At 36.6% G+C, this 24,137-nt stretch carries 19 protein-coding genes; all 19 read right to left on the bottom strand.

Features of this window, described 5'->3' with window-relative positions; all coding sequences use genetic code 11:
- Nucleotides 1-9: 9 nt before the first annotated feature.
- A complete protein-coding gene (locus tag DS031_RS03135; RefSeq protein WP_113804480.1) occupies nt 10-1,347 on the bottom strand; it encodes an aspartate aminotransferase family protein in 1,338 nt (445 codons plus the stop codon).
- Between the two features lie 21 nt (nt 1,348-1,368).
- Nucleotides 1,369-2,832, bottom strand: a complete 1,464-nt coding sequence (locus tag DS031_RS03130) for a CoA-acylating methylmalonate-semialdehyde dehydrogenase (protein WP_113804479.1) — start codon at nt 2,830-2,832, stop codon at nt 1,369-1,371.
- A 14-nt stretch (nt 2,833-2,846) separates the two neighbouring features.
- The gene (locus tag DS031_RS03125; protein WP_113804478.1) at nt 2,847-4,097 is read right to left on the bottom strand and encodes a Zn-dependent hydrolase; all 1,251 of its coding nucleotides are present in this window, start codon (nt 4,095-4,097) and stop codon (nt 2,847-2,849) included.
- Between the two features lie 30 nt (nt 4,098-4,127).
- A complete protein-coding gene (hydA, locus tag DS031_RS03120; protein ID WP_113804477.1) occupies nt 4,128-5,513 on the bottom strand; it encodes a dihydropyrimidinase in 1,386 nt (461 codons plus the stop codon).
- A 212-nt stretch (nt 5,514-5,725) separates the two neighbouring features.
- Entirely contained in the window at nt 5,726-6,946 is a 1,221-nt protein-coding gene (locus DS031_RS03115; RefSeq protein WP_220182068.1) for a uracil-xanthine permease family protein, read from the bottom strand.
- A 121-nt stretch (nt 6,947-7,067) separates the two neighbouring features.
- Nucleotides 7,068-7,589 (bottom strand): phosphatidylglycerophosphatase A family protein, encoded by a 522-nt coding sequence (locus tag DS031_RS03110; protein ID WP_113804475.1) that lies wholly within the window; start codon nt 7,587-7,589, stop codon nt 7,068-7,070.
- 168 nt (nt 7,590-7,757) lie between these two features.
- On the bottom strand, nt 7,758-8,858 hold the full coding sequence (locus tag DS031_RS03105; RefSeq protein ID WP_113804474.1) for a toxic anion resistance protein: 1,101 nt from the start codon (nt 8,856-8,858) through the stop codon (nt 7,758-7,760).
- Nucleotides 8,859-8,863: 5 nt separating this feature from the next.
- A complete protein-coding gene (locus tag DS031_RS03100; RefSeq protein WP_113804473.1) occupies nt 8,864-10,501 on the bottom strand; it encodes a YceG family protein in 1,638 nt (545 codons plus the stop codon).
- A gap of 27 nt (nt 10,502-10,528) precedes the next feature.
- Nucleotides 10,529-11,539 carry a helix-turn-helix domain-containing protein gene (locus DS031_RS03095; protein WP_113804472.1) on the bottom strand — a complete coding sequence of 337 codons (1,011 nt, stop codon included), beginning with the start codon at nt 11,537-11,539 and terminating at the stop codon, nt 10,529-10,531.
- Nucleotide 11,540: 1 nt separating this feature from the next.
- Entirely contained in the window at nt 11,541-12,659 is a 1,119-nt protein-coding gene (locus DS031_RS03090) for a cysteine protease StiP family protein (protein WP_245947173.1), read from the bottom strand.
- On the bottom strand, nt 12,634-14,055 hold the full coding sequence (locus tag DS031_RS03085) for a phosphoribosyltransferase family protein (protein ID WP_113804471.1): 1,422 nt from the start codon (nt 14,053-14,055) through the stop codon (nt 12,634-12,636). Before DS031_RS03085 ends, DS031_RS03090 begins: the two co-directional genes overlap by 26 nt.
- Complete coding sequence (locus DS031_RS03080) at nt 14,006-15,196, bottom strand: HpcH/HpaI aldolase/citrate lyase family protein (protein ID WP_113804470.1); 1,191 nt, start codon at nt 15,194-15,196, stop codon at nt 14,006-14,008. The genes DS031_RS03085 and DS031_RS03080 overlap by 50 nt, the downstream gene beginning before the upstream one ends.
- 83 nt (nt 15,197-15,279) lie before the next feature.
- A complete protein-coding gene (locus DS031_RS03075) occupies nt 15,280-16,011 on the bottom strand; it encodes a TerC family protein (protein WP_113804644.1) in 732 nt (243 codons plus the stop codon).
- An 88-nt stretch (nt 16,012-16,099) separates the two neighbouring features.
- Entirely contained in the window at nt 16,100-16,678 is a 579-nt protein-coding gene (locus DS031_RS03070) for a TerD family protein (protein ID WP_113804469.1), read from the bottom strand.
- An 84-nt stretch (nt 16,679-16,762) separates the two neighbouring features.
- A complete protein-coding gene (locus tag DS031_RS03065; protein WP_113804468.1) occupies nt 16,763-17,344 on the bottom strand; it encodes a TerD family protein in 582 nt (193 codons plus the stop codon).
- A gap of 61 nt (nt 17,345-17,405) precedes the next feature.
- Nucleotides 17,406-18,014 (bottom strand): TerD family protein, encoded by a 609-nt coding sequence (locus DS031_RS03060; RefSeq protein ID WP_113804467.1) that lies wholly within the window; start codon nt 18,012-18,014, stop codon nt 17,406-17,408.
- A gap of 209 nt (nt 18,015-18,223) precedes the next feature.
- Nucleotides 18,224-21,517 (bottom strand): DEAD/DEAH box helicase, encoded by a 3,294-nt coding sequence (locus DS031_RS03055; RefSeq protein WP_113804466.1) that lies wholly within the window; start codon nt 21,515-21,517, stop codon nt 18,224-18,226.
- A gap of 224 nt (nt 21,518-21,741) precedes the next feature.
- A complete protein-coding gene (locus DS031_RS03050; RefSeq protein WP_113804465.1) occupies nt 21,742-22,611 on the bottom strand; it encodes an SDR family oxidoreductase in 870 nt (289 codons plus the stop codon).
- A 155-nt stretch (nt 22,612-22,766) separates the two neighbouring features.
- A complete protein-coding gene (locus DS031_RS03045) occupies nt 22,767-23,714 on the bottom strand; it encodes a ribose-phosphate diphosphokinase (protein ID WP_113804464.1) in 948 nt (315 codons plus the stop codon).
- Between the last annotated feature and the right edge of the window lie 423 nt (nt 23,715-24,137).

Below are 24,137 nucleotides of genomic sequence, written 5' to 3'. Positions count from 1 at the left end.
GGGCCGCTGCTAAGTTGATAAGACAACTTCTTTTATTACACTTGTGATAAAATCAATCTCCTTTTCACTTGTAATAAGAGGCGGTGCCAACATTAAAATGTTATTGAACGTTGGAACTGTATCACTATTTTTTCCGATAATAAGACTGCGCTTTTTGCATTCATTCACAAGCTCTTTCATTTTTTCCTCAGATAATGGTGTTTTTGTTTCTTTATCTTCGACGATTTCTATCCCGATTAGAAGACCAAATCGGCGGATGTGACCTACATTTTTATGTTTTAATAATGGCAATAATTTTTGTTCTAGTTTAGCTCCCGTTCTTTCTGCTTTATCAATTAATTCTTCACTTTCGATAAGCTGTAAATTTTTTAATGCTAACGCACATGCTGCAGGATTCCCCCCAAACGTATTCACATGTCGAAAATGCTGTGCTTCTCCCTCTTCTTTAAAAGATTCATAGAGTTCCGCTCGCACTGCTGTCGCTGAAAGAGGTAAATAACCGCTCGTTATTCCTTTAGCCATCGTTACAATATCTGGCTTCACCGAAAAATTTTGATGTCCAAATCGTTTTCCTGATCTGCCCATTCCGCAAATGACTTCATCAATAATAAGAAGAACGCCGTATTTATTACAAATTTCTCTTACTTTTTGTAAATATTCCTTTGGCGGAACAATCATGCCTCCTCCCGTAATGGCTGGCTCCATAATAACCCCTGCAACAGTTTCTTTTCCTTCCCATAAAATGGCGTCTTCAATGGCTTTGGCACATTCTATTTCACAGCTGCCGTATTTCTTCCCAAAAGAACATCGGTAACAATACGGAGGCTGCACATGTTGAAACCCTTGTGCCAGCGGTTCATATTTATATTTACGAATTGCCTGCCCTGTTGCAGATAAAGCTGCCATCGTATTGCCGTGATAAGCTCGATGCCTTGAAATAAACTTTGTTCGCGATGTTTCACCGCGCTGATGATGATATTGTCGAGCGATTTTAAATGCTGTTTCATTTGCTTCAGAGCCGCTGTTAGAAAAAAAGATGCGGTACTCCCCTTCAAGCCATTCACTCAATTTATGGGAGAGCTCAATTGCTGGCATATGACTTTGTGTTAGAGGATAATACGGCATTTTTACAAGCTGCTCATAGGCTGCTTCTGCCAATTCTTTTCTTCCGTAACCAATATTAACGCACCAAAGCCCTGACATCCCGTCAAAATAACGATTTCCGTCAATATCAACGATCCAAGCACCATCAGCTTCTGTAATAACGAGAGGGGTTGGGTTATGACGAGACATATGATGCCACATATGCTTTTGATCTTTTTTTAAAAGATCTTCTTTATTAAGCATCTTCCTCACCTCGATTCTTCCTTAATAACGAGCTGTAATCACCTTTTTTCGAGTGTAAAATTCAATGCCATCATGACCGTTTGCATGCAGGTCACCGTAAAATGATTTTTTATAGCCTGAAAACGGGAAAAAGGCCATCGGTGCAGGTACACCTAAATTAATTCCAAGCATTCCAGCGTCAATTTCTTCACGAAATTCTCGTATCGCTTTTGCACTGTCTGTATATAAACAAGCGCCATTTGCAAACTCAGATTGATTGGTTAATTGAATGGCTTCAGATAAATTCTTTGCTCTCATGACAAGCAGAACAGGCGCAAATATTTCATCTTTCCATACAACCATGTCTGTTGTGACACGATCAAAAATCGTCGGTCCGATAAAACAATTTTCTGATGAAGCTTCCTGATCATCTCTCCCATCACGAACTAATTCTGCCCCATCTTCTTCACCAAGCTTTATATAATGAAGCGTGCGCTCTTTATGGGACTGCCTAATAACAGGCCCAAGAAAAGTATCTTCCTCTAGTCCATTGCCAATCTGGATCTTATTTGATTCTTCTCTTAATTTCATGACAAGCTCATCGGCAATTTCTCCTACTGCTACAACGACTGCACACGCCATGCACCGTTCGCCTGCAGAACCAAAAGCAGCACTTATAATATTTGAAACAGCACGATCTAAATCGGCATCAGGCATAACAATGGAGTGATTTTTCGCACCGGCAAGCGCCTGTACTCGTTTGCCGTTTGCCGCAGCTTCCTTATAAATCATTTCGGCTACAGGTTGCGAACCGACAAATGAAACAGCTTGAATGTCTTTATGTTCTAATATGCCGTTCACAACATCATGAGCGCCGTGGACAATATTTAACACTCCGGCAGGGAAACCAGCTTCATGAAACAATTCTGCAAGACGACAGGTGACAAGAGGAGTCCTTTCTGAAGGTTTTAAAATGAAGGTATTACCGCATACAACAGCAAGCGGAAACATCCAGCACGGCACCATCATTGGAAAATTAAACGGTGTAATACCCGCAACAACTCCGAGCGGGTAACGCATCATTCCTGATTCAATTCCATGGGCAATATCAGGAAGCTGTCTACCCATTAACAACGCTGGAGCCCCTGCCGCAAATTCGACACATTCTACCCCTCTTTGAACTTCACCATGAGCTTCCTGCAGACTTTTTCCATTTTCTTTCGTAATAAGTTCAGCTAATTCATCTTTATGTTTTAATAAAAGATGCTGATAGTTAAACAACAAACGAGCGCGTACTGGCACGGGTGTTTTTTTCCAGAATTGAAAGGCTTTTTTAGCGGCAGAGACAGCTTGAGCAACGTCTTCTTTGTTTGAAAGAGGAACATAGGCAAGCACCTCTCCTGTTGCAGGGTTTGGAACAAGTTCTGTTTGATTTGAGTGAGAAACAATCCATTTTCCATTAATATAATTTTTTAACAGCTTAGTCACCTTCACCACCGCTTTCATAAAAAGTAACTCATTTATTTAATCGGACGCCTTGCAATGTCAGCAGCAACTCGGTACATAAGCTCTGTTCCAAGCGCTAAATCATCGTATGAAGCAAATTCAGCCGGATTATGACTAATGCCGTCTTTACAGCGGACAAAAATCATTCCGTAGTCACATGCATAAGAGAGAGCTAATGCATCATGAAAAGGTCCGCTCATTAATTCTCTTGTTTTCATCCCGATCTCTTTCCCTTTCTCATGCATAATATCTTTAATCCAATCTGCACAATACCGTGGTTCACTATTCGTATCTTCTCTAATACTAAATGTTAAGCTGTTTTTCCCTGCAGCTTTCTCTATCACTTCGCAAAGTTCTTTTTCATATTTCTTGCGGCGATTTTGATTAAGATCCCTTAAGTCTACAGTAAAGGAAACTTCCTCAGGAATAATATTTCTAGAGTTAGGAAACACAGTAAGATTTCCAACTGTACCGACTGTGGGAGCGCCAGGAATTCTTTTTGCGATTTCGTTTAAGGAAAGAATTACTTCCGCAGCTCCCACAAGGGCATCTTTTCGCATATTCATCGGTACTGAACCAGCATGACCTGCATATCCTTTCAGAGTGACCGTGAGCCATAACGGTCCGGCAATTCCAGAAACAACCCCAACCGCTTCATTCGCTTTATCTAAAATGGGACCTTGTTCAATATGAAGTTCAAGAAAACAATGAATATCGTTTGGTTCATAGACGCACGCGGAAAAACGATTTGGATCGCAGCCAAATTCAATGAGTGCCTCTTTTCTCGTCATACCGTCTTTATCTTTACGATCTAATTCACCTTTTTCTAACTTCCCTAAAATCCCCCTTGAACCAAACAGTCCTTTATTAAAACGCCAACCTTCTTCATCACAGAAGGAAATCACTTCAATCGGACGCTCCGAAACAACCTCTTTCTCTGTAAGAGTTTTAGCTGTTTCAATGCCTGCAAGCACCCCGGCAACACCATCAAATCTTCCGCCATATGGCTGTGAATCTAAATGTGAGCCGATCATTAGAACAGGAGCTTGTGGGTTCTTCCCTTCAAGGCGACCAATTAAATTGCCAAAATGATCAATTCGAACGGTCATTCCTGCTTCTTCCATCCATTTTGTTACGACATGAAAAGCCTCTTTTTCTTCTTTAGAAAGCGCCGGTCGGCATACGCCGGTATCGCCAATTTTCCCGATTTGACTTAGAACTTCAAAATGCTGCTTTAACCGGTCTTTATTAATTGTAAGCTTCATTTTATCACCCTCCTCTCTATCAAGCTTTCCCTAAGGCTGCCGGAATGCTCTTCGTTTTAGAAATTGGCCCGCACCAGCTTGACCGACAAATTCTTTCTCTTTAATAACGTATTTCCCTCGAGATAACACGCTGATGATGTCACCTTTTACTTCCATACCTTCAAAGGCGTTATAATCTACATTCATATGATGAGACTTTTTAGAAATTGTTCTTTTAGCATGAGGATTAAAAATCACCAGGTCAGCATCAGAACCAACAACAATTGTTCCTTTCTTCGGAAATAATCCAAAAAGTTTTGCTGCTTTTGTTGAAATCACATCCACAAACTGATTGAGACTAAGTCTGCCTTTTGCAACCCCCTCTGAATATAAAAGGGAAAAGCGATCTTCTATCATCGGACCTCCATTTGGAATTTTTGTAAAGTCACCTCGACCGAGTTCTTTTTGTCCATTAAAATTAAACGAACATTGGTCAGATCCAACAGTTTGTAAAATTCCGCTTCGAAGCGCACTCCAAAGCACTTCCTGATGCCATTTTTCTCTTAGCGGCGGTGACCAAACATACTTTGCTCCTTCAAAATTCGGCTGATCTAATGAAGAAATATCGAGAACTAGATACTGAGGACATGTTTCACCGTAAATTTTCCATCCTTTTTCCCTTGCTTCTGCGATTCGCTTTACGGCTTCTGCACATGAGACATGGACAACGTACAATTGTGCATTTGCTAATGCTGTAAGAGCAATCGCTCGACCTGTTGCTTCTCCTTCTGCTTCCGGAGGACGTGTTAATGCGTGATAAATCGGCTCACTCTTTCCTTCTGCCAATGCTTTTTTCGTTAAATAATCAATGACATCCCCATTTTCTGCATGGACTTGAACGAGCGCCCCCAGCTGCTCTGCTTTTACTAATGTTTTAAAAAGCGTTTCATCATCTACTTGTAAAACATTTTTATAAGCTAAAAATACTTTTAATGAAGAAATTCCTTCTTTTTCAACAACCGCTCCTAGTTCTTGTAATACTTCATCACTTGCTTCAGAAACCATGAGATGAAAACCGTAATCGATACATGCCTTTCCTTTCGCTTTTTTGTGCCAAGTTTGAATCGCAGATGCGAGTGTGTTACCTTTTGTTGTTAAGCAAAAATCAATAATAGACGTTGTTCCGCCAAATGCAGCGGCCCGAGTCCCTGTTTCGAAATCATCTGCAGTAACCGTACCGCCAAAAGGCATATCAAGGTGTGTATGCGGATCGATTCCACCTGGGAAAATATAGCATCCTGATGCATCAATGATTTCAGCATGTTCCTCATCAAGCTGCTCTCCAATTGCGGCCACTTTTTCTCCTTCAATGAGTACTTCTCCCACATAGCAATCAGATGCGGTTACAATCGTTCCTCCGCGGATTAATTTTTTCATCACTTCCTCCTCCATACACCAAACAAATTATGATACCTTGTCCTTCTATGTGAATAGAAAAGTAGAATAAAAGAATAGGATAAGCTAATTAAATATATGTGAGGTTACTTTTCTCTATACATTGTTTCGAGAAGAAAAACGTGAAAAAGATGACTCAAAAGGGTGAACCCCTTGTTTTGAGTCATCTAAAATTTTTATATTAAAACAAATAGCTAGACGTTTGCTTTTCTCTTTGTTTGCTGTTTTCCTTTAATATTTAAAACAGCATGTAAAATAACAGCTGTAAGAGCGGCTAATGATAAACCAGAGAGCTGCGCGTTTTCAGTTATATTTATGACAGCAGGATTTCCTTCTGCCAAACTGCTTAATCCGATAATAAGCGGCGCAAAGAAAATAATCGCATTTTTCGTATTACTTAAATCAACACGGTGATCAACTAACTGCTTTACCCCAATGTTTGCAATCATTCCAAACAGTATAAAACTAATGCCACCCATTACAGCTAGTGGAATGGTACTAATTAATGCGGCAAATTTACCGATAAATGATAAAAATATTGTTATAAAAGCAGCCATTCGTAAAATCGAAGGATCATATACTTTTGTAATAGCAAGTGTACCCGTATTTTCACCATACGTTGTATTAGCAGGTCCGCCAAGCAATCCAGCCAACATAGTCGCAAATCCGTCGCCTAAAAATGTTCGGTGAAGACCAGGTTTATCTATAAAGTTCTTACCAACAACACTTCCGTTTGTCGTAATATCGCCTATATGTTCGATTATCGTTACGAGAGCAATCGGAACAATAATCGCAAAAGCTTCTAATTCAAATTTCGGCGCATGGAAATTTGGAACTGCAAACCAATTTGCATCAAGAACTCCTGTAAAATCAACGTTTCCTGTTGCAATTGAAACAATATATCCAACAATAATACCTGTTATGATTGGAATTGTCTTGAAAAAACCATTAAAGAAAATACCAACAATAACAACAGTTAAAATCGTAACAATGGAGATCAACCAATTATCAGCTGCCATGTTTACGGCAACAGGCGCAAGCGTTAAGCCAATCACCATAATAATTGGCGCAATGACAACTGGCGGAAAAATGGCTGTAATTTTTTTATGACCAATTATTTTCACTATTGCTGCCATTATTAAATAAACAGCTCCTGCCCCAATGATCGCACCTGTCGCATATTCAATTCCAAATAGTTCTTTTACTGTTAATATACCACCAATAAAAGCAAATGAACTTCCTAAAAATACTGGAACATCTCTATTTGTCAAAAGATGAAAAAGAATGGTTCCCACACCAGCTGTAAATAAGGCCACTGGAATACTTAACCCAGTAATAATCGGCACTAGAACTGTCGCACCAAACATCGCTAACACATGCTGAAATCCGAGGACGAGCTTTTTACCAGTTTGCATACTTACTGCCCCCTTTTTTCTTTGATACCACATTATATCAATCCATTTAACGTTTCATGTCTGTATAAAAATAAATTAAAGAAGTTCATTCTCCATTATGAAACGGAGAATGAACTTCTTTCTAAAACTTTTCTATATATCCTTCTTCACGATCTCTTGAACTGTGTGCAATCCGGCTCGCAGCAGCTGCTGCAATGCCGCATACAATATCATCTAAAAATGTATGCACCTTTTCACTGTCATGATCATCTAATTCTTTAATAATCCCAAACTTTTCTTTATCTAAATAACCAAAATTCGTAAAACCAATTGAGCCGTAAACATTTACAATGGAAAGCGGAATAATTTCATCTATTCCGTACAATGGTTCATCTGTTTCAATGAGGTGTTGGAGCGGATCAGGCAGCATCTTTTTTTCAGCCATTACATCAAGTGCAATTCCTGTTAATACAGCATGTAAGGTTTCTCTTTTATTAAGCACTCGATTCACATTTAAAATACAATGATCCATTTCTAAATTTGGCACATATTTTTTTTGAATTTCAAACACAATCGCTGCAATATCATCAATCGTTACGCCGCGCTGTTCTAATTGTTTAATCGTTTCTTGTCTTATTTGAGAAGTTGTCCATTTTTTTGTCATCGTATTTCCCCATTTCGTTTATGATAGAATCTAATGTTAGATAGGAAGGAAACTCATAACGTTTGATATAAAAAATTTTAGTAGTTTTTCACTAGTTTAATATAATAGTTTATGAACCAATGCTAAAAAAATGTCTAACACATCATTCTCTCACTTAATTAACAGGTTTTATGATTGATGATGCTTTTCTTTTAATTTCTTAAAGTTTTCCTGCAGTTCAATAATCCGCTGTTTTCCTTCTTCACGCGCTCGTTTATTTTCATCTTCAATCGCTTTCGTTTCTTCCATTCCCTTAATAATTGTGTTAAATGAGGCTTCAATTGTTTCAATCTTAATACTTGAACCGCCTGCTAACCGGGCAATATCGACACTTTGTTGGGAGATGTTTTCTGCATTGCGCTTTAGCATTTCATTTGTCCGACGGTCTAGTTCACTCATACTGTCTGCCACTAATTTTTGACGCTTTGCAGACACTGCTTGAATGACACTATTTTTAAAAATAGGAATCGTCGTTACAAACGCTGAATTAATTTTATTGACAAGTTTTGTGTTGCCGCGCTGTAATAAGCGAATTTGCGGTGCTGTTTGATAGGCAACCATCTGCGCCATTTGCAAATCATAAACGCGCTGTTCTAATAATTCAGCCCCACCTCTAATCGTTTCAAGCTCCATTGAAGCACGCTGATCTCCAGCCGATGCTCGTTTTTCAAGTTCAGGAATGACCTTATTTTTTAGTTCTTCTACTTTTAGTTCACCTGCGACAATATATTTTTCCAATGCTAAGTAAAATTCATAGTTTTTCTCATAAACATCGTCAAGATTATGAGTCGATTTCAGCATTTCATCACGGTATTTTGAAATCTCAACGTAAATTTTATCAATTTCACCGCCGATGGTTTGATATTTTGAGAAGATTTTTTCAATCATTTTTTCGCCGCGCTTAAAGATTTTACTAAGAAAACCTTTATTTTCTTGAAAATCATTTTTATCAAACTTGTCCATAATTTTACCAAGCTGTTTCAATAATGTGCTTGAATCTTGAATACTTGTAGCTTTCATTGAATGAAGAATTTTATCAGAAAACTTGGAAATTTCATCAGCCGGCTCCTGTCCAAATGCTAAAAGCTCTGTTGGCTGTCTTTCATCAAGTCTCTGCTTCAGTTCAAGAACTTCAGGATCATTTCTTAGCTGACGTTTTATTTGATCAGCTGATTGTTCTGTTAATTTTTCCTCAGTCGACTCTACAGCTGTAAGATCGTTTTGAGTCATCTCATTCACTCTCCTAAAAATTTAAATAATTTCGATTTAACTAAATCACGAAAGCCTAATGATTGTTTAAATCCTAGTTCAAAACACATCTCATCCAGCCGGTGTACATCAAATTTATCTTCAGTAATATACTGCTCCACATCATTGTGTCCTGCAGGATGATAAAGAATAAGATCAACTCCCATTTCGTTTAAAAGAAGGAGCAGTGCCGCATCGCTTCTTGAAAGGCTGCCGTTCATTTCATTATTATAAAGAACAATTCTTGGTACAGCTTGGGAATAATCGAACTTTTGCAGCAATTCTATAATTTTTTTAGGGATTTTAGAAGCCTGCTGAAGAAGATAAAGCTGGACATCCTCTTCTTTCTCTCCGTTTCTTTTTAATAAAAAAGGCTTTTCGCATAACCTAGAAATAGCTTCCGCAAGACCATACTGCAAACCACTCGGTAAAAATGAATATGGCCACCAGTTGCTTTCAATGAGCTTACTGGCATCTAATTTTCCTTCATTATTTAATGCATGATGGTAATGATAATAAAAATTAACATTTACTTCTGCCGTAAATGGAAATTGATTAATCAATAAGGCATAGTCATCTCGAATAAGTTCATGCATTCTGCTCCAATATTCATTTTGATTTGTCGTTACACCCGCAACCTTTGCAAAAAGTACAGGAATATGAACAATACCGTTTTCCACATAAAAATTTGGTCGAATAAACGCTTTTTCCCTTGAAAGTAAAAAAATTTCATCATACGTTGTTTTTAATGTAAGCGACATCGGTATATAATCCCGAAACTGCCATGACTTATAAAGCTGCGAGCTATCATGATGTAACACTTGATCCATTTGCCGAGTTGCTTTAAATGCAACTGTCGAACTCCGCTTTTTCCTTTCTTTTGGAAAAGGCTCTGGATCGCTTTGATAAGAATTGTTGTATACTAATGATTTCGAGATCTCTAGTCCAAATCCCTTGAAAATATCCTTTTTAGCAGGATGATATAAGATAAGGTCACATCCTACTAATTGTAAATAATAAAGAAAATATGCTTCGCTTTTTGAAGCGTCTCCATACCAAAGAACACGAGGCATTTTTGTTTCTACGCTGCATGATGCAAGCCATTGATCAAGATGGTTCCAAGACCATTTAATTAAATCAACGAGCACTCTTCTAAAATCTTTATCATTGAATCCAGCTTTATGGTGCTTTTCAAAAGCCTTAAATACCTCGATCATTTTTATCCGCAGGTGCCGGTGCATTGCTGAATTTTCACTTTTTGGAATAAGTCCATCTAAAAAGGCAACAAACCGATTGACAGACAATCCTTTTTCTTTTTGATTAATAAGAAGAACTTGTTGAATTGACTGAAAACGGTCATTCGCAATTGTTTTATCAAGATTTTCACTTAACAAGATAAGCTGCAGATTTTCATGATGAACAAGTTCAAATAATTCGTTATAATATTCATCTTCATCTTCTGATGTTCCTAATATTTGTCCAATAAACTGACTAAAGAAAAACGTTTGATTATCACCTATATACTTTTCTCGCTGTGGAAGGTTTGTTGAGATAATCTCTTTCCATTTTTCGATAGGGACATTTTTTATAACTAGAGGCTGAATCTCTTGATATGATATTGTCATGATTATTCCTCCCTAAGAAACTTCTCTCTAAGTTGAAAGGGATGTTTTTTGATTACTTTCAGGCACTCCAAACACTGTTTCCATACCTTGTTTTGTTACAACATACGAGTTTCCAAACTTACGTATCGTTCCTTCTGGAAAATCTTTAACACGTTTACGAAGTGTCGAACTATCAATACTCCACATCTTACACGCCTCCACAGCGCTTAATAGATTAGAATCATTTAAATTAAGTGTAGACCCAAAGTAATAATCTAATACATTTTGCAGCATCTCTTCCGAAGCTAATATCCCTTTTTGAATTGTAGGTTTGATGTGAGACTCTTCAATTAACTGTGACATCAGCTGTCCGTGCTGCGGGATAAAAGAGCGGTGTGCTTGAAGCAGTAAACTGTAATCTAAATAAGAATCCCCTGCAGCAAACGTATAGGGATGATTAAGCTTTTCCTTTAAATATTGGAGGGCCGCTCCCTTATTAACTGGATGTGGTATAAAATATAATTTTCGGCCCTGCCGAGATACTGTCCATCCTTGACTTTTGCCCCATTCTCCAAATGTATGAAGCTCTTTTTCAGGAATTTTTGCTTCATCAAGAATACAATAGGAGAATATATTATCAGCCATTTTGTTTGACAGCACCCATTCATCATTTGCAATTTGTTGAAATTCATTTAAAAAGTCATAACTCGTTAAACAGTTATCTGTTACATCTTTTATGATTTTAGTTTGCCATTCTTCGTCAAGCTTTCCATCTTCTAAAATAGACGCTCCATTTGTTGTAACAGCAAAGGTTGGACAAATTTCATTTTGAAAAATTTTAATTCGTTTAAACTGTTCGATCGTTCGAGTTGTTACGGGAATAAAGGTGAGCTCTTTATTGAGATCTGACAATAGAGAAATCGCCTCTTCACTCATATAAGAAATTTCCTTACCGTCAAGCGTTTCGACTAAACGATATTTTACTGATTGATCATTTGGAAGTGCCATTGACTTTTTTGAATAAATAAGTGTTCGATCTAAATCACTCGCAAAAATCATATTAGTTTCCTTTCACCGTTTTTATTAGTCCGCAGCATGAATAAGACATTTCTGTATATTCTTCGATCGGAACTTGGCGTTCACTTGCTAAATACAAAATATGCTTTAAGTCAGGGTTTTCTTTGTTCTTCACAAGAATTTTCCAAGGTACGCGGCGCAGCAGTACTCTCGTTGTCTCACCAACACCAGGCTTAATATGGTTTATATCAGTAATGCTGTAATATTTCTGGATTTCTTCGACTTCCCGCAAACCAGCCCATGTTGGGTTTTGATAGGATGTTTCTAGTTCCTTTGTGTCCTCTTCTACTTCTTTTACTACATTTTCAAATTCAGCTGTTACAGCATCAATGTAATGATTTGAAACATCTTCCTCTTTTAACTCTTTATAAAACTTTGCTCCATGAAAATCTGTTTTTTCTATATACTCATCATTTAATACCGTTCTGCTTACTAAGCCAGATACGGTAGAATTTAAGCAGGCACTTGGAATTAAGAAGTCATCTCTTGTTCCATAAATCGGAGCACAGTGTCCTGGATCAGCTAAGACAGCTAATCGATCGTCAATAAGTTCTTTATACTGCTGCAATTCTTGACAAGCTTTTGATAATTCCTTTGAAATCGCTCCTTTGCCGGTCCAGCCGTCAATAAATTGAATCGGTTGATTAGGATGTTGACTCATTATATATTGAATCGCATTTTGATCAATTCCCCGCCCGCGAATAATTGAAATACTGTAGTGCGGAAGGTTGAGATTGTATTTATAAGCTAAATAACGTTTGATTAATATGCCAATTGGTGTACCTGCTCGCGCTAAAGAAACTAATGTAAAGTTATTTCCCCTCACCTGAAGAAGCTGCTCAGCTACTACCCCTACCGCATGTGCCACTCTTTTCTTATATTCATTTAGAGATTGATAAAACAAGTTAAGATATTGCTCGGATGGCTTATATTCAATTGGCAGCATTTCAGAATAATGTCTTCCTGATTGAATCGCTTTTTCCCGTGTTTCAAGCTTGTCTTCTTCCATTATGCGGCTAAGATCTTTTAATAAAAAGGTAACGTCATGGGGAGAGTAGCTTCCCATGATAGATGGATCAGATGTTTTTAAATTCATTTTCATGTACGTGTTCCCCGCTTTCACTAAGTTTAATAATATGAATATAGGAAACTCCTGTTTGTTTTAAACATTCTATTAAATGTTCTGTTTCTACACCATCGCGTTCAAGAAACAGAAAAACTTCCTCATATTCTTCGAAAGGAATATTATAAAAATAATGAAGAATATTAGGATCTTCCGGGCTTTCAAATGAAAAACCGCTTTTTATTGCATATTCCGGCTCATTCACTCGATGAATCGGACTTCTTGTCGTTGACTGAAACAGGATATTTTCTCCCATAAATGATGCAATCCTCATTGGCACATACATAAACTCCCCTGTTCCTAAACATAAAGATTGAGCGGATTGTCGTTTTTCTTTTAAATAGTTGCCAAGTATGTTTAATTCCGTTCTCACCGCTTTATTTACTTTATCACTTACTCCAAAGCGTCCTGTCACTTCTAAATAAGGAGCAGGATTAACGGCTTTAAGAGAATTTATCGAGTTTTTGTAGGTTATTGAATGATAGTTTTTCAGCTGCTTCACTGCTTCATTCGTGTGATCAATGATATGAACTTTTTGTTGATCTGAGGACGGATACTTATATTTCGGCTCCTCTTCTACTGGTTCCCCTTCCACCGTTAACAAGCCTTTCACTAAGCTTACAGAGTGAATTTTAATGTTATATTTTTGTTCCATTTCTTTATAACGTTTTTCATCTTCGGCAGATCGCCAATCTAAAATGGAAACAATTGTATACTCTTTACGTGGAAATTTTGTTTGAATGGATTCAATAATATTAAGTGTTGTTTTCCCCGTTGTTATTTCATCATCAATTAAGACAATAGGGTCAGTAGTTGAAAAATACTCTTCTTTTCCATAACAGCACTGAGAAATAGCGTGTGAATGTTCTTCTTTAAAATGAATGGTTGAGGAAAAATCAACAAGCTCTTCTCGTGTTGTATGGATATAGGAGGAATTTGTAAAATGCTCAAACATCGAATGACCTAATGCTGTTGCAGTCTCGGCAAATCCGATGAAAAGGGATTGCTTCGATAGTGGGACCGGCTTTTCGATTAAGTCATGATAACATTCTTTCATATTCTCTTTTGAACGAAATGCTTCTATTACCTGCTCTTTTAAAGGAAATTGTTTTTTTAGTACTGTCTCTGTGTACCTCGCAGAAAGCAAAGCCCCGCACAGAAGCGAATAATAAGGGTTAACTGGAAGGTGTTTTCCAAGCGCTTTGCTAACAAATAAAAAGCCGCGTTTTTTGTTTTTTCGTGCTGCTAACCCAAACAAATTTTCCATTTTAAGATTGTAAGGATTTTCTTTAATGGTAATAGAAAGCTTCATCTTTCCTAATAAATTAAACGTATGCTGGTTCGTTAAGTATGTCAATGTATGTATATCCTTCATGAAACACCCCGTAAATGTGAGACTTTAAAAGTATTTTTTCCGCCCAATAATAATGCGGTTTTATTTCATTCATTTTGTTGTGATAATGACTCTTCAAAACCCCCATTTCTCCCCCCGCATTTTCTGTGATTGCTAATGCATCACTATATTCTTCTTTGGTAACAACATGCAGCGCATGAACAGGAGCAAGGTGTGTTGGATGAATAACAGTTTTTCCTGTTAAGCCGTTTATTTTATCTAAAAGCACCTCTTGAATTAAGCCATCAATATGTTTAGTTAATAAATTCTTTCGCATTTCTAACCCGTGCTCACCGTATCCTTTTTGAAACGGTGATTGTCTTAGCTGCGGTTTTAAAATTCTTTCTCCGCTGTCAAAATATTCCCAAACCGGGCCTGAAATCACGCAGCCATCTTCTCTTCGCCCAAAAATATTTACAACATCAGCTATAAAATCTTGCAAAATAGCTACATCATAAATCGTTGTATTCATTGTTCTTCTTATTCCAAATAAACCGCATAAATCAGCTGCTCCAATACGAATGTTTAAGATGTGATCTTTCCAGTCAGCAAGCAGGGCATGAAGCGTCCATAAACGGTCTATGCGAGTTTCTTTATAAAGAATATCTGGTGTTTCCAAAATTGGCATTCCGTATAAGAGACAGTTTTTTTCTTTCCTTATGTAATCCATACTTTGTAAAAATTCTTCAGCATTGTCTGCTGAAAATTTTGGAAACACTGCACCTGTTAAGAGGTGAACTGCCTCTCCTAATCTTTGAAAAACATCAATTAACTGTTTAGAAGAGCGAACGCGAATAAATATCAGCGGGAGCAAATTTTGTAGATCATTACGACGCTGAATGGTACGGTATAAAATGGTGAGCTGCTGTATACAGTTCTCTTCAGCGTAAGCAAGCTCATGATCGCCGACCGCATCTTCTAAACAAATAACGAGCGATGTTAAATCGTGATATTTAGCATTTAAGATTAGATCGGCAATATCCCTGCGCGTCGCCGGCATATAAAGTGTCGCTCCTAAACTATGGGCAAGCAGTTCCTTTTCATCATATTTACTAATTTGCTTCGGTACTTTATAAAATAATGTTTCTTTGGCAGAATCCATTAAATAATGAAAATATTCCATTGATAAGCTCTCCTTCTTAACATCACCTTAGCGAAGACGGCATGTGTAAAAAAAGAAGGAAGAACACACTCTCCCCCCACTTTTTATTCTTTCGTAGCTGCTGTTTCTTCTTGTACTTTTTTCGAAGATTTCATACTGTGAACAATAAACGTAATCACAAAAGATGCAACAATAAAGATAAAGAAAAACCAGTGACTAATTTCAACATGAACTAACGTTAGTCCCATTTTTAAAGCGATAAAAGCAATTAAAATATGTGCTGTTACTTCAAGTTCCGGCACCCGCTCTAATAGTTTTAAAAATACACCAGCAATACCGCGCATCATCAGAACGCCAAGCATTCCACCAAGAAGCAGTACCCAAATTTGTTCACTAACACCAAATGCCGCTAAAATACTGTCTATCGAAAACGCTAAATCCATTAATTCAACCGCAATAACCGTTCCCCAGAACGTACCAAATAAGCGGATCAATAGACCTTTTTGATTCATTCCTTCTACTGCTTCCTCTTCTTCAGACCCTGACTTGTAACGGTCAATAAAGAACTTAAGACTTAACCACGCAAGATAAGCGGCACCAAGTATTTTAATCCACCAAAACTTAATTAAAATCATCCCTAAGCCAATTGCAATAAAACGGAATACATAGGCTCCCAGCAAACCATAAAACAGCGCTCTTTTCTGCTGCTTTTCCGGAAGATGCTTCACCATTACGGCTAACACTAATGCATTATCTGCAGATAACAATCCTTCTAATATAACTAATGTTCCTATGAGGCCCCAGCTAACAGGATTGCTTAATACTTCTACCCACATTTCCCAATTAAAAAATTGCGAATATGTGTGTAAAATACTTTGAATAATTTCTGACACTATGTTTCCTCCTTAAAAGATGAAAGGTACATTAAACTTCTAAACCATAATTTCTGCATAGTGCTGCTAATCCGCCGGAAAATCCACTGCCAATGGCATTGAATTTCCAATCGCCATTATGACGGTAAAGCTCACATACGACAATTGCTGTTTCGATGGAAAAATCTTCACCTAGGTCATAGCGCACTAATTCTTCATTCGTTTCTTCATTTACAACGCGAACAAAGGCATTTGATACTTGTCCAAAGTTTTGGTTTCGTAAATCAGCATCATGAATCGTAACTGTAATGCCAATTTTATGGATATGAGATGGAACCTTTGAAAACTCAACAAGTATTTGCTCATCATCACCATCACCCGCGCCTGTTCGATTATCACCTGTATGCGAAACTGAACCGCTTGGATCTTCGAGGTTGTTATAAAAAACAAAATCTAGATCATTAATGACTTTTCCATTTTGATCAGCAAGAAAGGCTGAAGCGTCTAAATCAAAATTGGCTCCACTGTCAAAATGATTAACGTCCCAGCCGAGACCAATAATTGCTTTTGTTAACCCTGGATTTGTTTTTGTTAAATCAATGCGCTGTCCTTTTGATAATTGAATGCCCATCTTTCCCTTCATCCTTTCTATGAATGTATTAAAAGTACGTTGTTTAAAGGTACAACGCACAAAACCTGTTCATTCCCTATAAAATTAGCCTACTTGTAATCCGTAATCCGTTGCAAGCGCTGCTAAACCGCCTTGATAGCCGCTTCCAACGGCGCTGAATTTCCATTCGCCATTATGACGGTATAATTCACCGACAACAACTGCTGTTTCAATTGAGAAGTCTTCTGCAAGATCATAACGGATTAACTCTTCGCCAGTTTCTTCACTTAAAACACGAACAAACGCATTGGATACTTGTCCAAAATTTTGATTTCTGCTTTCCGCATCATGAATCGTAATCGTAAAAGCAATCTTTGCTACATCTTGCGGTACAGATTGAAGATCAACTTTCACCTGCTCATCATCACCATCTCCAGCACCTGTTAAATTATCACCAGAGTGGACAACTGAACCATTTCCGCCTTCATTGTTGTTATAGAAGACAAAATCTTTCTCTGAACGTGTTTTCCCGCTTTCATTTAATAAAAAAACAGAAGCATCTAAGTCAAATGCTGCACCAGTATCAAATTTATTTGCATCCCAGCCTAATCCTACAACGATTTTTGAAAGTCCTGGATTTGTTTTTGTTAAATCTACCTTTTGTCCTTTTTGTAAACTAATTGCCATGTTAAATCGCTCCTTTTTTATAGTAAGAGATTTTTAAATAATAGGTTTTTAACGTCCCAAATTATATGTATCGCTGGACGATTTGCTGTAAGCCTGGATCTGTTGTCCCTTCTCCAACTGCTGCAAACTTCCATTCCGTTCCATGTCGGTAAAGTTCCCCAGTAATTAGGGTTGTTTGACCTGAATAGTTATCTGTTAAATTAAATCTGACAAGTTCTTGATTGTTTTGCTGATTCACTACACGAATAAACGCATTTTGAATCATTCCAAAATCCTGTTTTCTGCGTGTACAATCATAAATATTTACGACAAAAACTAGTTTATTGACATCCTGCGGCACTTGTGTTAAATCAATTTGAATTTGTTCATCATCTCCGTCACCATCACCTGTAAGGTTATCGCCGGAGTGAACAACACTTTTACAATTACTTTTCAGATTACCAAAATAGATAAGATTTTGTTTATCTACAAATTTATCATTTTTTAACATAATGACGGATGCATCGCAATCAACATTTGGCGCTGAAGACCCGCCAAATAATCCTCCTAATAAGCCTTTTCCACCTGATTGTGAAACGGGATCCCAACCTAAACCGATCATTACTTTCGTTAATCCTGGATTACTTTTTGTTAAATCAATTCGCTGCCCTTTTTGTAATGATATTGCCACGCTCGATGTCACTCCTTCATAATTTTTTCCTCTTCACGCTAACGTGAATGAGTTACTTTCACCTTACTACATAATTACTTTTAATACAAAGAAAAACAATTAAGGCAACTCTTGTATGCCTTATTTGTTTTTCTTGTACTATCATTTACGAGTACACTCCAAAAAGGTTTCAAATTTTTTTATAAAAAATTAAAAAGAGGTTAGAATTTTTATCTAACCTCTAATAATTCACGAATTTCTTGTTCTGATAAACTTGAAAGCATCGTTTCACCGGGTGTAATAACCTGCTGAATTAATTCTCTTTTTTTCTGCTGCAGTTCATACATTTTTTCTTCAATTGTCCCTTGCGTAACAAGACGAATGACCTGAACAACATTTTTTTGCCCAAAACGGTGAGCTCTATCTGCTGCCTGCTCCTCTACAGCAGGATTCCACCATAAATCAAATAAAATAACCGTATCAGCTCCTGTTAAATTTAAACCTGTCCCGCCCGCTTTTAAAGAAATCAAGAACACATCTTTTTCACCACTATTAAACCTTTCTGTCATCTCGACTCGTTTTTCAGAAGGAGTGCTTCCATCTAAAGAAAAATAATGAATCCCCTGCTGGTCAAACTTTTGGCGAATAATTTCAAGCATGCTTGTAAATTGTGAAAAGATAAGCAATCGCCGTTTGTTGCTTAAGCTGTCCTGTACAATTTCTAATAACTGTTCCAGCTTACCTGAGCCGCCTTGATAATTTTCTAAAAATAAACTAGGGTGACAACAAAGCTGACGAAGACGTGTAAGACCAGCCAAAATCTTCATCCGATTTTTTTGAAAGCCTTCCATTTGAACACTTTCGATTGTTTCTTGCTTAATTTTTTCTAAGTATTCTAAATACAACTTTTTCTGCTGCGGTTTTAATTCTGACAGCTGCAGGGTTTCAATTTTTTCTGGAAGTTCCTTTAATACATCCTTTTTTAAACGTCTTAAAATAAATGGTCGGGCTATTTTTGAAATTTTTTCTTGTGGAAGATCTGTAAATTCCTTTTTACTTGGAAATAATTCCGGCATTACAATATTAAAAATTGACCATAACTCATTAAGAGAGTTTTCAATCGGGGTGCCGCTAAGAGCAAAACGTTTTACTGCTTCAATTTTTTTTACTGTTTGAGCAATTTGAGTATAATGATTTTTAACAGCTTGCGCTTCATCCAAAATCAATGTATGGAAAACTTGATTTTCATATAAATCCACGTCTCTCCTCATTAACGGATAAGAGGTTATGATAACATCCACTGTTAAATAATCCTGAAGCACTTCAAGTCGATCTTGTTTATCCCCCGCTGCAACCAATACATTTAATTGTGGAGCAAACTTTTCAAACTCTTTTTTCCAATTATAAATTAACGAAGCAGGTGCAACAATGAGCGTTGGCTTTTGTCCACTTTGATGGTGCTCTTTTTCTGATAATATAAAAGCAATGGCCTGTAATGTTTTACCAAGTCCCATATCATCAGCTAAAATCCCGCCAAAATGGTAATGTGATAATGTTTTTAACCATTGAAAGCCTACTTTTTGATAGTCACGCATGATGGCTTCTAACTTTTTCGGTATAGGGAAATCAAGATTTTCCGGATTTTTTATATTATTAATAAGCTCTTCAAGCGCCCTGCTCCATATCACCGATGCTGTTTCTCGTTTATTCCATTCAGCAAGCTGCATTCCTTTCAAAACAGGAAATTGAAAGGTTTTAGCTTCAATGTGAGATTTCTTTATATCTAGTTCTTCAAACAGATGATTAATCTCTTGAAATTCTGCTTTTTTCAATGAAAGAAATGTACCATTTGATAAGCGATAATAGTTTTTCTTTTCGATTACACTTTTTAAAATATCCTGTACTTCCTCTTCATCTATGCCTTCCATTTTAAAACTAACTTCTAACAAGTTGATATCTGAGCGAATATCAATGTTCGCTCTTATAAATGGCTGCTCTTCATAGAATATTTGCTTTGCTCCGTTGGTCATATGTACAGAAATAATCTCAATTAGCTGCGGTAATTCTTCAAATAGAAATTCAAAAATCTCATCTTCCTGCTCCATATAAAGTTCTTGACCATTAAACTTAAAAGAGGTGCTTTCAATGGCATTCATAATTTCCATTTCTTTTTTTCGATCACGCATTATAATACTGTCATGGTTTTCTTTTTTTATAACTTTATCTTGAAAGGGATCAATGCTGTTCTCTCCATATAAATATTTTAATTTTGCAAACAATCGTTCTTCTTCTTTGTCAATAAATAATTGCGCTTTTAGTGGTTGATTTACGATTTTATTTGTAACCTCATCTGCAATGGTAATTTCTCCAATCTCCTTTAAACCCGGTACAACATAGGAAAGAAAATTTTCTATTTGTTCATTTGTTATAATAATCTTTTGATGCTGAGCCTGTTCAAAATGATTTTTCACCGTTGTCAGCATATTTTTCGGCAAAGAATAACTTTTATAAAACTTCCCTTCCCTAAACACATATCCATAATTTTTAAATAAAACTGCATTATGAAGTCCATTTACTTGTAAATGATAGTGATCTTCTTGCAGGTTCGTCAGTTGAAAAGAAAAGGGTGGTTCTTCTTTTAATAATTTAATGTTAGTATAAGTGTATCCATTACATTCAAAGGTGAAATTTCTTCCCACTAATGTTTCTAAAAGTTGATCTGCTACAAGAGGTGGCACAAATAAGGCCCGGTCATTATTAGCTGAATGTGAATCTAAGTAAGACCCTAATGCTTGATAATAAGTAGATTCATTTTGATAAATAGCTAATAATTTTTGAATCACTGCTAAATCTTCTTTCTTAAAATAATGTTCTAATGGGTCATATGTAAATTTATTCGTGAAGAAGTAAGGTTGTCTTTCTTCGATATGTTCAAGAAATTCTCTAATTTTGCGAACAACATAACATTTATTTATCCCTATTTTCATTTCAATTGTAAAAATAGCTTCAAGATTTAAAGATTGTTGGATTTTCCCTATAAATTCAATTGACAGCGGCTCAGAATGACCTTGAGAATCGCTGCTTTGGAGCTGCTCATCTTCAAATAATGTAATTAAATGTTCTGTTAGTTGAAAATCGTTTTTCGGCAGCTTTGTTCGCCGCTTTAATTTAATATTATTCTGTATTGTTAATTTGGGCTGTCTTTTTTTAATTTTAATTACAGCATGCATTTTTAATAGCACCGCGACAATATGCTTGCAGTATGAATCATATTTATAATAAGCGGGGCAATCACACTCTGCCTCGATTTCGCCAAATGAAGTTGTCTCAATATGAACATCATATCGTTCCCTGCCCTGCACAACGGCATCACAAACAAATTCATTAGCTTGTTCATCAGGGATGTAGTCGATCGTAACGACTCTACCTTTATTAAAATAATCGATTCCCCGATTATAAACTGTATCATCTCCACATAACACCTTAATTTTCTCAGGATTTAGTTCAAAACTAATAGAATTCATTTTTAACCAGCTTTCTATTTTTTCAATTCTTTTTTATTTGATTGTATCATGAATAAGTTTATACATTTCAATAATATATACAGTATAAACAAATGTGGAAATGCCATAAACCTTACTCAAATTCTTCTATTAAAAAATTACGTTGCGATTTGTTTTATAGACAATTTAAGGAATTGGACAAAAAGTGCTTAAGCTGCCTACTTTGGCGCTTAAGCACTTTTGCATTAATTCGAAATAAATTGACCTCCATTTATATGAATCATTTGTCCTGTCATATAAGAAGAATCTTCAGAAGCGAGCAGAACATAACTTGGCGCTAATTCTACAGGCTGTCCAGGCCTTCCCATTGGAGTATTCGTACCAAACTTTTTAACTTTTTCCTCCTCAAATGTAGCCGGGATGAGCGGTGTCCAAATCGGTCCGGGAGCAACTGCATTTACACGAATTCCTTTTTTAACAAGCGACTTTGCCATGGAACGAGTAAACGCTACAATCGCTCCTTTTGTTGAGGAATAATCGATTAACTGCTCATTTCCTTCATAGGCAGTCACTGAAGCTGTATTAATAATCGTGTCGCCTTCTCTTAAAAATTTCAAGGCTGCTTTTGTTAGGTGAAACATTGAAAAAATATTTGTTCGAAATGTTGTTTCAAGCTGCTCTGTACTTATATCTTCAATACTTTCCTGCGGGAACTGTACGGCAGCATTGTTCACTAAAATATTAAGACCGCCAAGCTCATCCACTGTTTCTTCAACAACATGCTGACAAAATGTTTCTTCACTCACATCACCAGAAATCAAGTGACAGCGAACTCCTTCTTCTTCAACACGCTGCTTTGTTTCTTGTGCGTCTCCATCTTCATCAAAATAAACAATTGCAACATCGGCTCCTTCTTTTGCAAACGCAATTGACACAGCACTGCCAATGCCGCTATCTCCGCCCGTAATAAGAGCCACTTTATTTTTTAACTTTCCACTCCCTTTGTAATCAACACTTTCTTTAATAGGATTTGGGTCCATATTTGTTTCTGTTCCTGGTTGGTGATTTTGATGCTGAGCAGGTTGTCCATTCATTTGACGATTTGTTGGTTCCATCATTTCATCTCCTCTTCTGATTGTTATTCTCAATGGATGAAATTACCTTGAACTTATAAAAATAAACATCATTCTATTAAAAGAATAAAAAATGAGTCAAATGATATAAAAATAGAGGCCAGTCCATAAACAAATTGGACCTGACCTCTATTTTTTTAATGCATCAATTCATCGATTGATTCTTTATTTTGTACTCTTGAAATGGCTTCAGCTAAAAGCGGACCAATAGAAAGTCCTGTAATTTTATCTATTTGCTTTTTTTCTGGAAGTCTAATTGTATTTGTCACAACCAACTCTTTAATACTAGAACGTTCAATTCGTTCCACAGCAATGCCTGATAGAACTGCATGTGTAAAGCATGCGTATATTTCCTTTACCCCATGCTCTTTTAATACAGTTGTTGTCAGCATCAAGTTGCCGCCAGTGTCAATCATATCATCAATGATAATTGCTCTTCTACCTTCTACTTCACCTATCACATTCACAGCATGCGGTGACTCAGGCTCATAAGTTCGTCTGTCCATAAAGGCAATCGGTACATTCAGGCGGCTTGCTAGCTTTCTTGCCCGCAGTGCACTGCTGTTATCAGGAGCAACTACAACAACATCTGAAAGGTGCTTTTCTGCAAAATAATCAGATAAAAGCGGAATGCCTGAAAGCTGATCAACGGGAATATTAAAAAATCCCTCCAGCTGATCTGCATGAAGATCAACTGTCATTACTCTTGATGCACCGGCTGTTTCTAATAAATTCGCAATTAACGTTGCTGTGATCGGCTGCCTGTCCCCAATTTTGCGATCTTGGCGTGCATATCCATAATACGGAATGACTACATTAATTGTTTTTGCTGATGCTCGTTTTAAAGCATCAATCATAATTAAAAGTTCCATAATATGTTGATTTCCCGGCTGAGAAATGGATTGGACTAAGTATGTATCATAATCACGAATCGTTTCCTCAATATTAATTTGAATTTCACCGTCACTAAATTGTTTAACAGAGCTTTTACCCATTTGAACACCAAGCAAATCTGCTATTTCTTGTGCAAGTTCTGGATTTGAATTCAATGTAAATACTTTTGCTTTTGAAATATTATAAGTCACGAACCGTTAACCCCCACTTTTTTCATCTTACACACATTATAATCGTTTTATTTCATAGAAGAAAGTGTTCAGAAAAATTTATCCCTTTTTAAAAGAAGTAAGACTGCTTTCTCGTTTATGTGTATCTTTTTCTAGCAAAGAGATACATGGGACCTATGATAACAATTATTACGCTTATTTTTGAAGCCATTTACTTCAAACGTTTCACTAACAATTTATTAATTCAATTGAGAATAATCCTTTAACTCAATCCTTAAATAAAGCTCATCACTTTTTTTGGTATACAAAAATACCTATATAATCCTAAAAAAGCACTTATTAAGCTTGTTTTATTGATATTCGGTATACAATTATATCGATTGATATTGATTATCAACTAATAAGAGTATATAATGATAATAAGAATAACCATACAAATTTTAG

This window comes from Bacillus taeanensis (assembly GCF_003318295.1).
Taxonomy (GTDB): Bacteria; Bacillota; Bacilli; order Bacillales; family UBA6769; genus Maribacillus; species Maribacillus taeanensis.
Note: the sequence above shows the minus strand (reverse complement) of the source record. Positions and strands in the feature narration are given on the sequence as shown.

Excerpts from the sequence above, each read along its gene's own strand:
- DS031_RS03135 (WP_113804480.1), bottom strand. The coding sequence starts at position 1,347 with ATGCTTAATAAAGAAGATCTTTTAAAAAAAGATCAAAAGCATATGTGG.
- DS031_RS03130 (WP_113804479.1), bottom strand. The coding sequence starts at position 2,832 with ATGAAAGCGGTGGTGAAGGTGACTAAGCTGTTAAAAAATTATATTAAT.
- DS031_RS03125 (WP_113804478.1), bottom strand. The coding sequence starts at position 4,097 with ATGAAGCTTACAATTAATAAAGACCGGTTAAAGCAGCATTTTGAAGTT.
- hydA (WP_113804477.1), bottom strand. The coding sequence starts at position 5,513 with ATGAAAAAATTAATCCGCGGAGGAACGATTGTAACCGCATCTGATTGC.
- DS031_RS03115 (WP_220182068.1), bottom strand. The coding sequence starts at position 6,946 with ATGCAAACTGGTAAAAAGCTCGTCCTCGGATTTCAGCATGTGTTAGCG.
- DS031_RS03110 (WP_113804475.1), bottom strand. The coding sequence starts at position 7,589 with ATGACAAAAAAATGGACAACTTCTCAAATAAGACAAGAAACGATTAAA.
- DS031_RS03105 (WP_113804474.1), bottom strand. The coding sequence starts at position 8,858 with ATGACTCAAAACGATCTTACAGCTGTAGAGTCGACTGAGGAAAAATTA.
- DS031_RS03100 (WP_113804473.1), bottom strand. The coding sequence starts at position 10,501 with ATGACAATATCATATCAAGAGATTCAGCCTCTAGTTATAAAAAATGTC.
- DS031_RS03095 (WP_113804472.1), bottom strand. The coding sequence starts at position 11,539 with ATGATTTTTGCGAGTGATTTAGATCGAACACTTATTTATTCAAAAAAG.
- DS031_RS03090 (WP_245947173.1), bottom strand. The coding sequence starts at position 12,659 with ATGAAAATGAATTTAAAAACATCTGATCCATCTATCATGGGAAGCTAC.
- DS031_RS03085 (WP_113804471.1), bottom strand. The coding sequence starts at position 14,055 with ATGAAGGATATACATACATTGACATACTTAACGAACCAGCATACGTTT.
- DS031_RS03080 (WP_113804470.1), bottom strand. The coding sequence starts at position 15,196 with ATGGAATATTTTCATTATTTAATGGATTCTGCCAAAGAAACATTATTT.
- DS031_RS03075 (WP_113804644.1), bottom strand. The coding sequence starts at position 16,011 with ATGTGGGTAGAAGTATTAAGCAATCCTGTTAGCTGGGGCCTCATAGGA.
- DS031_RS03070 (WP_113804469.1), bottom strand. The coding sequence starts at position 16,678 with ATGGGCATTCAATTATCAAAAGGACAGCGCATTGATTTAACAAAAACA.
- DS031_RS03065 (WP_113804468.1), bottom strand. The coding sequence starts at position 17,344 with ATGGCAATTAGTTTACAAAAAGGACAAAAGGTAGATTTAACAAAAACA.
- DS031_RS03055 (WP_113804466.1), bottom strand. The coding sequence starts at position 21,517 with ATGAATTCTATTAGTTTTGAACTAAATCCTGAGAAAATTAAGGTGTTA.
- DS031_RS03050 (WP_113804465.1), bottom strand. The coding sequence starts at position 22,611 with ATGGAACCAACAAATCGTCAAATGAATGGACAACCTGCTCAGCATCAA.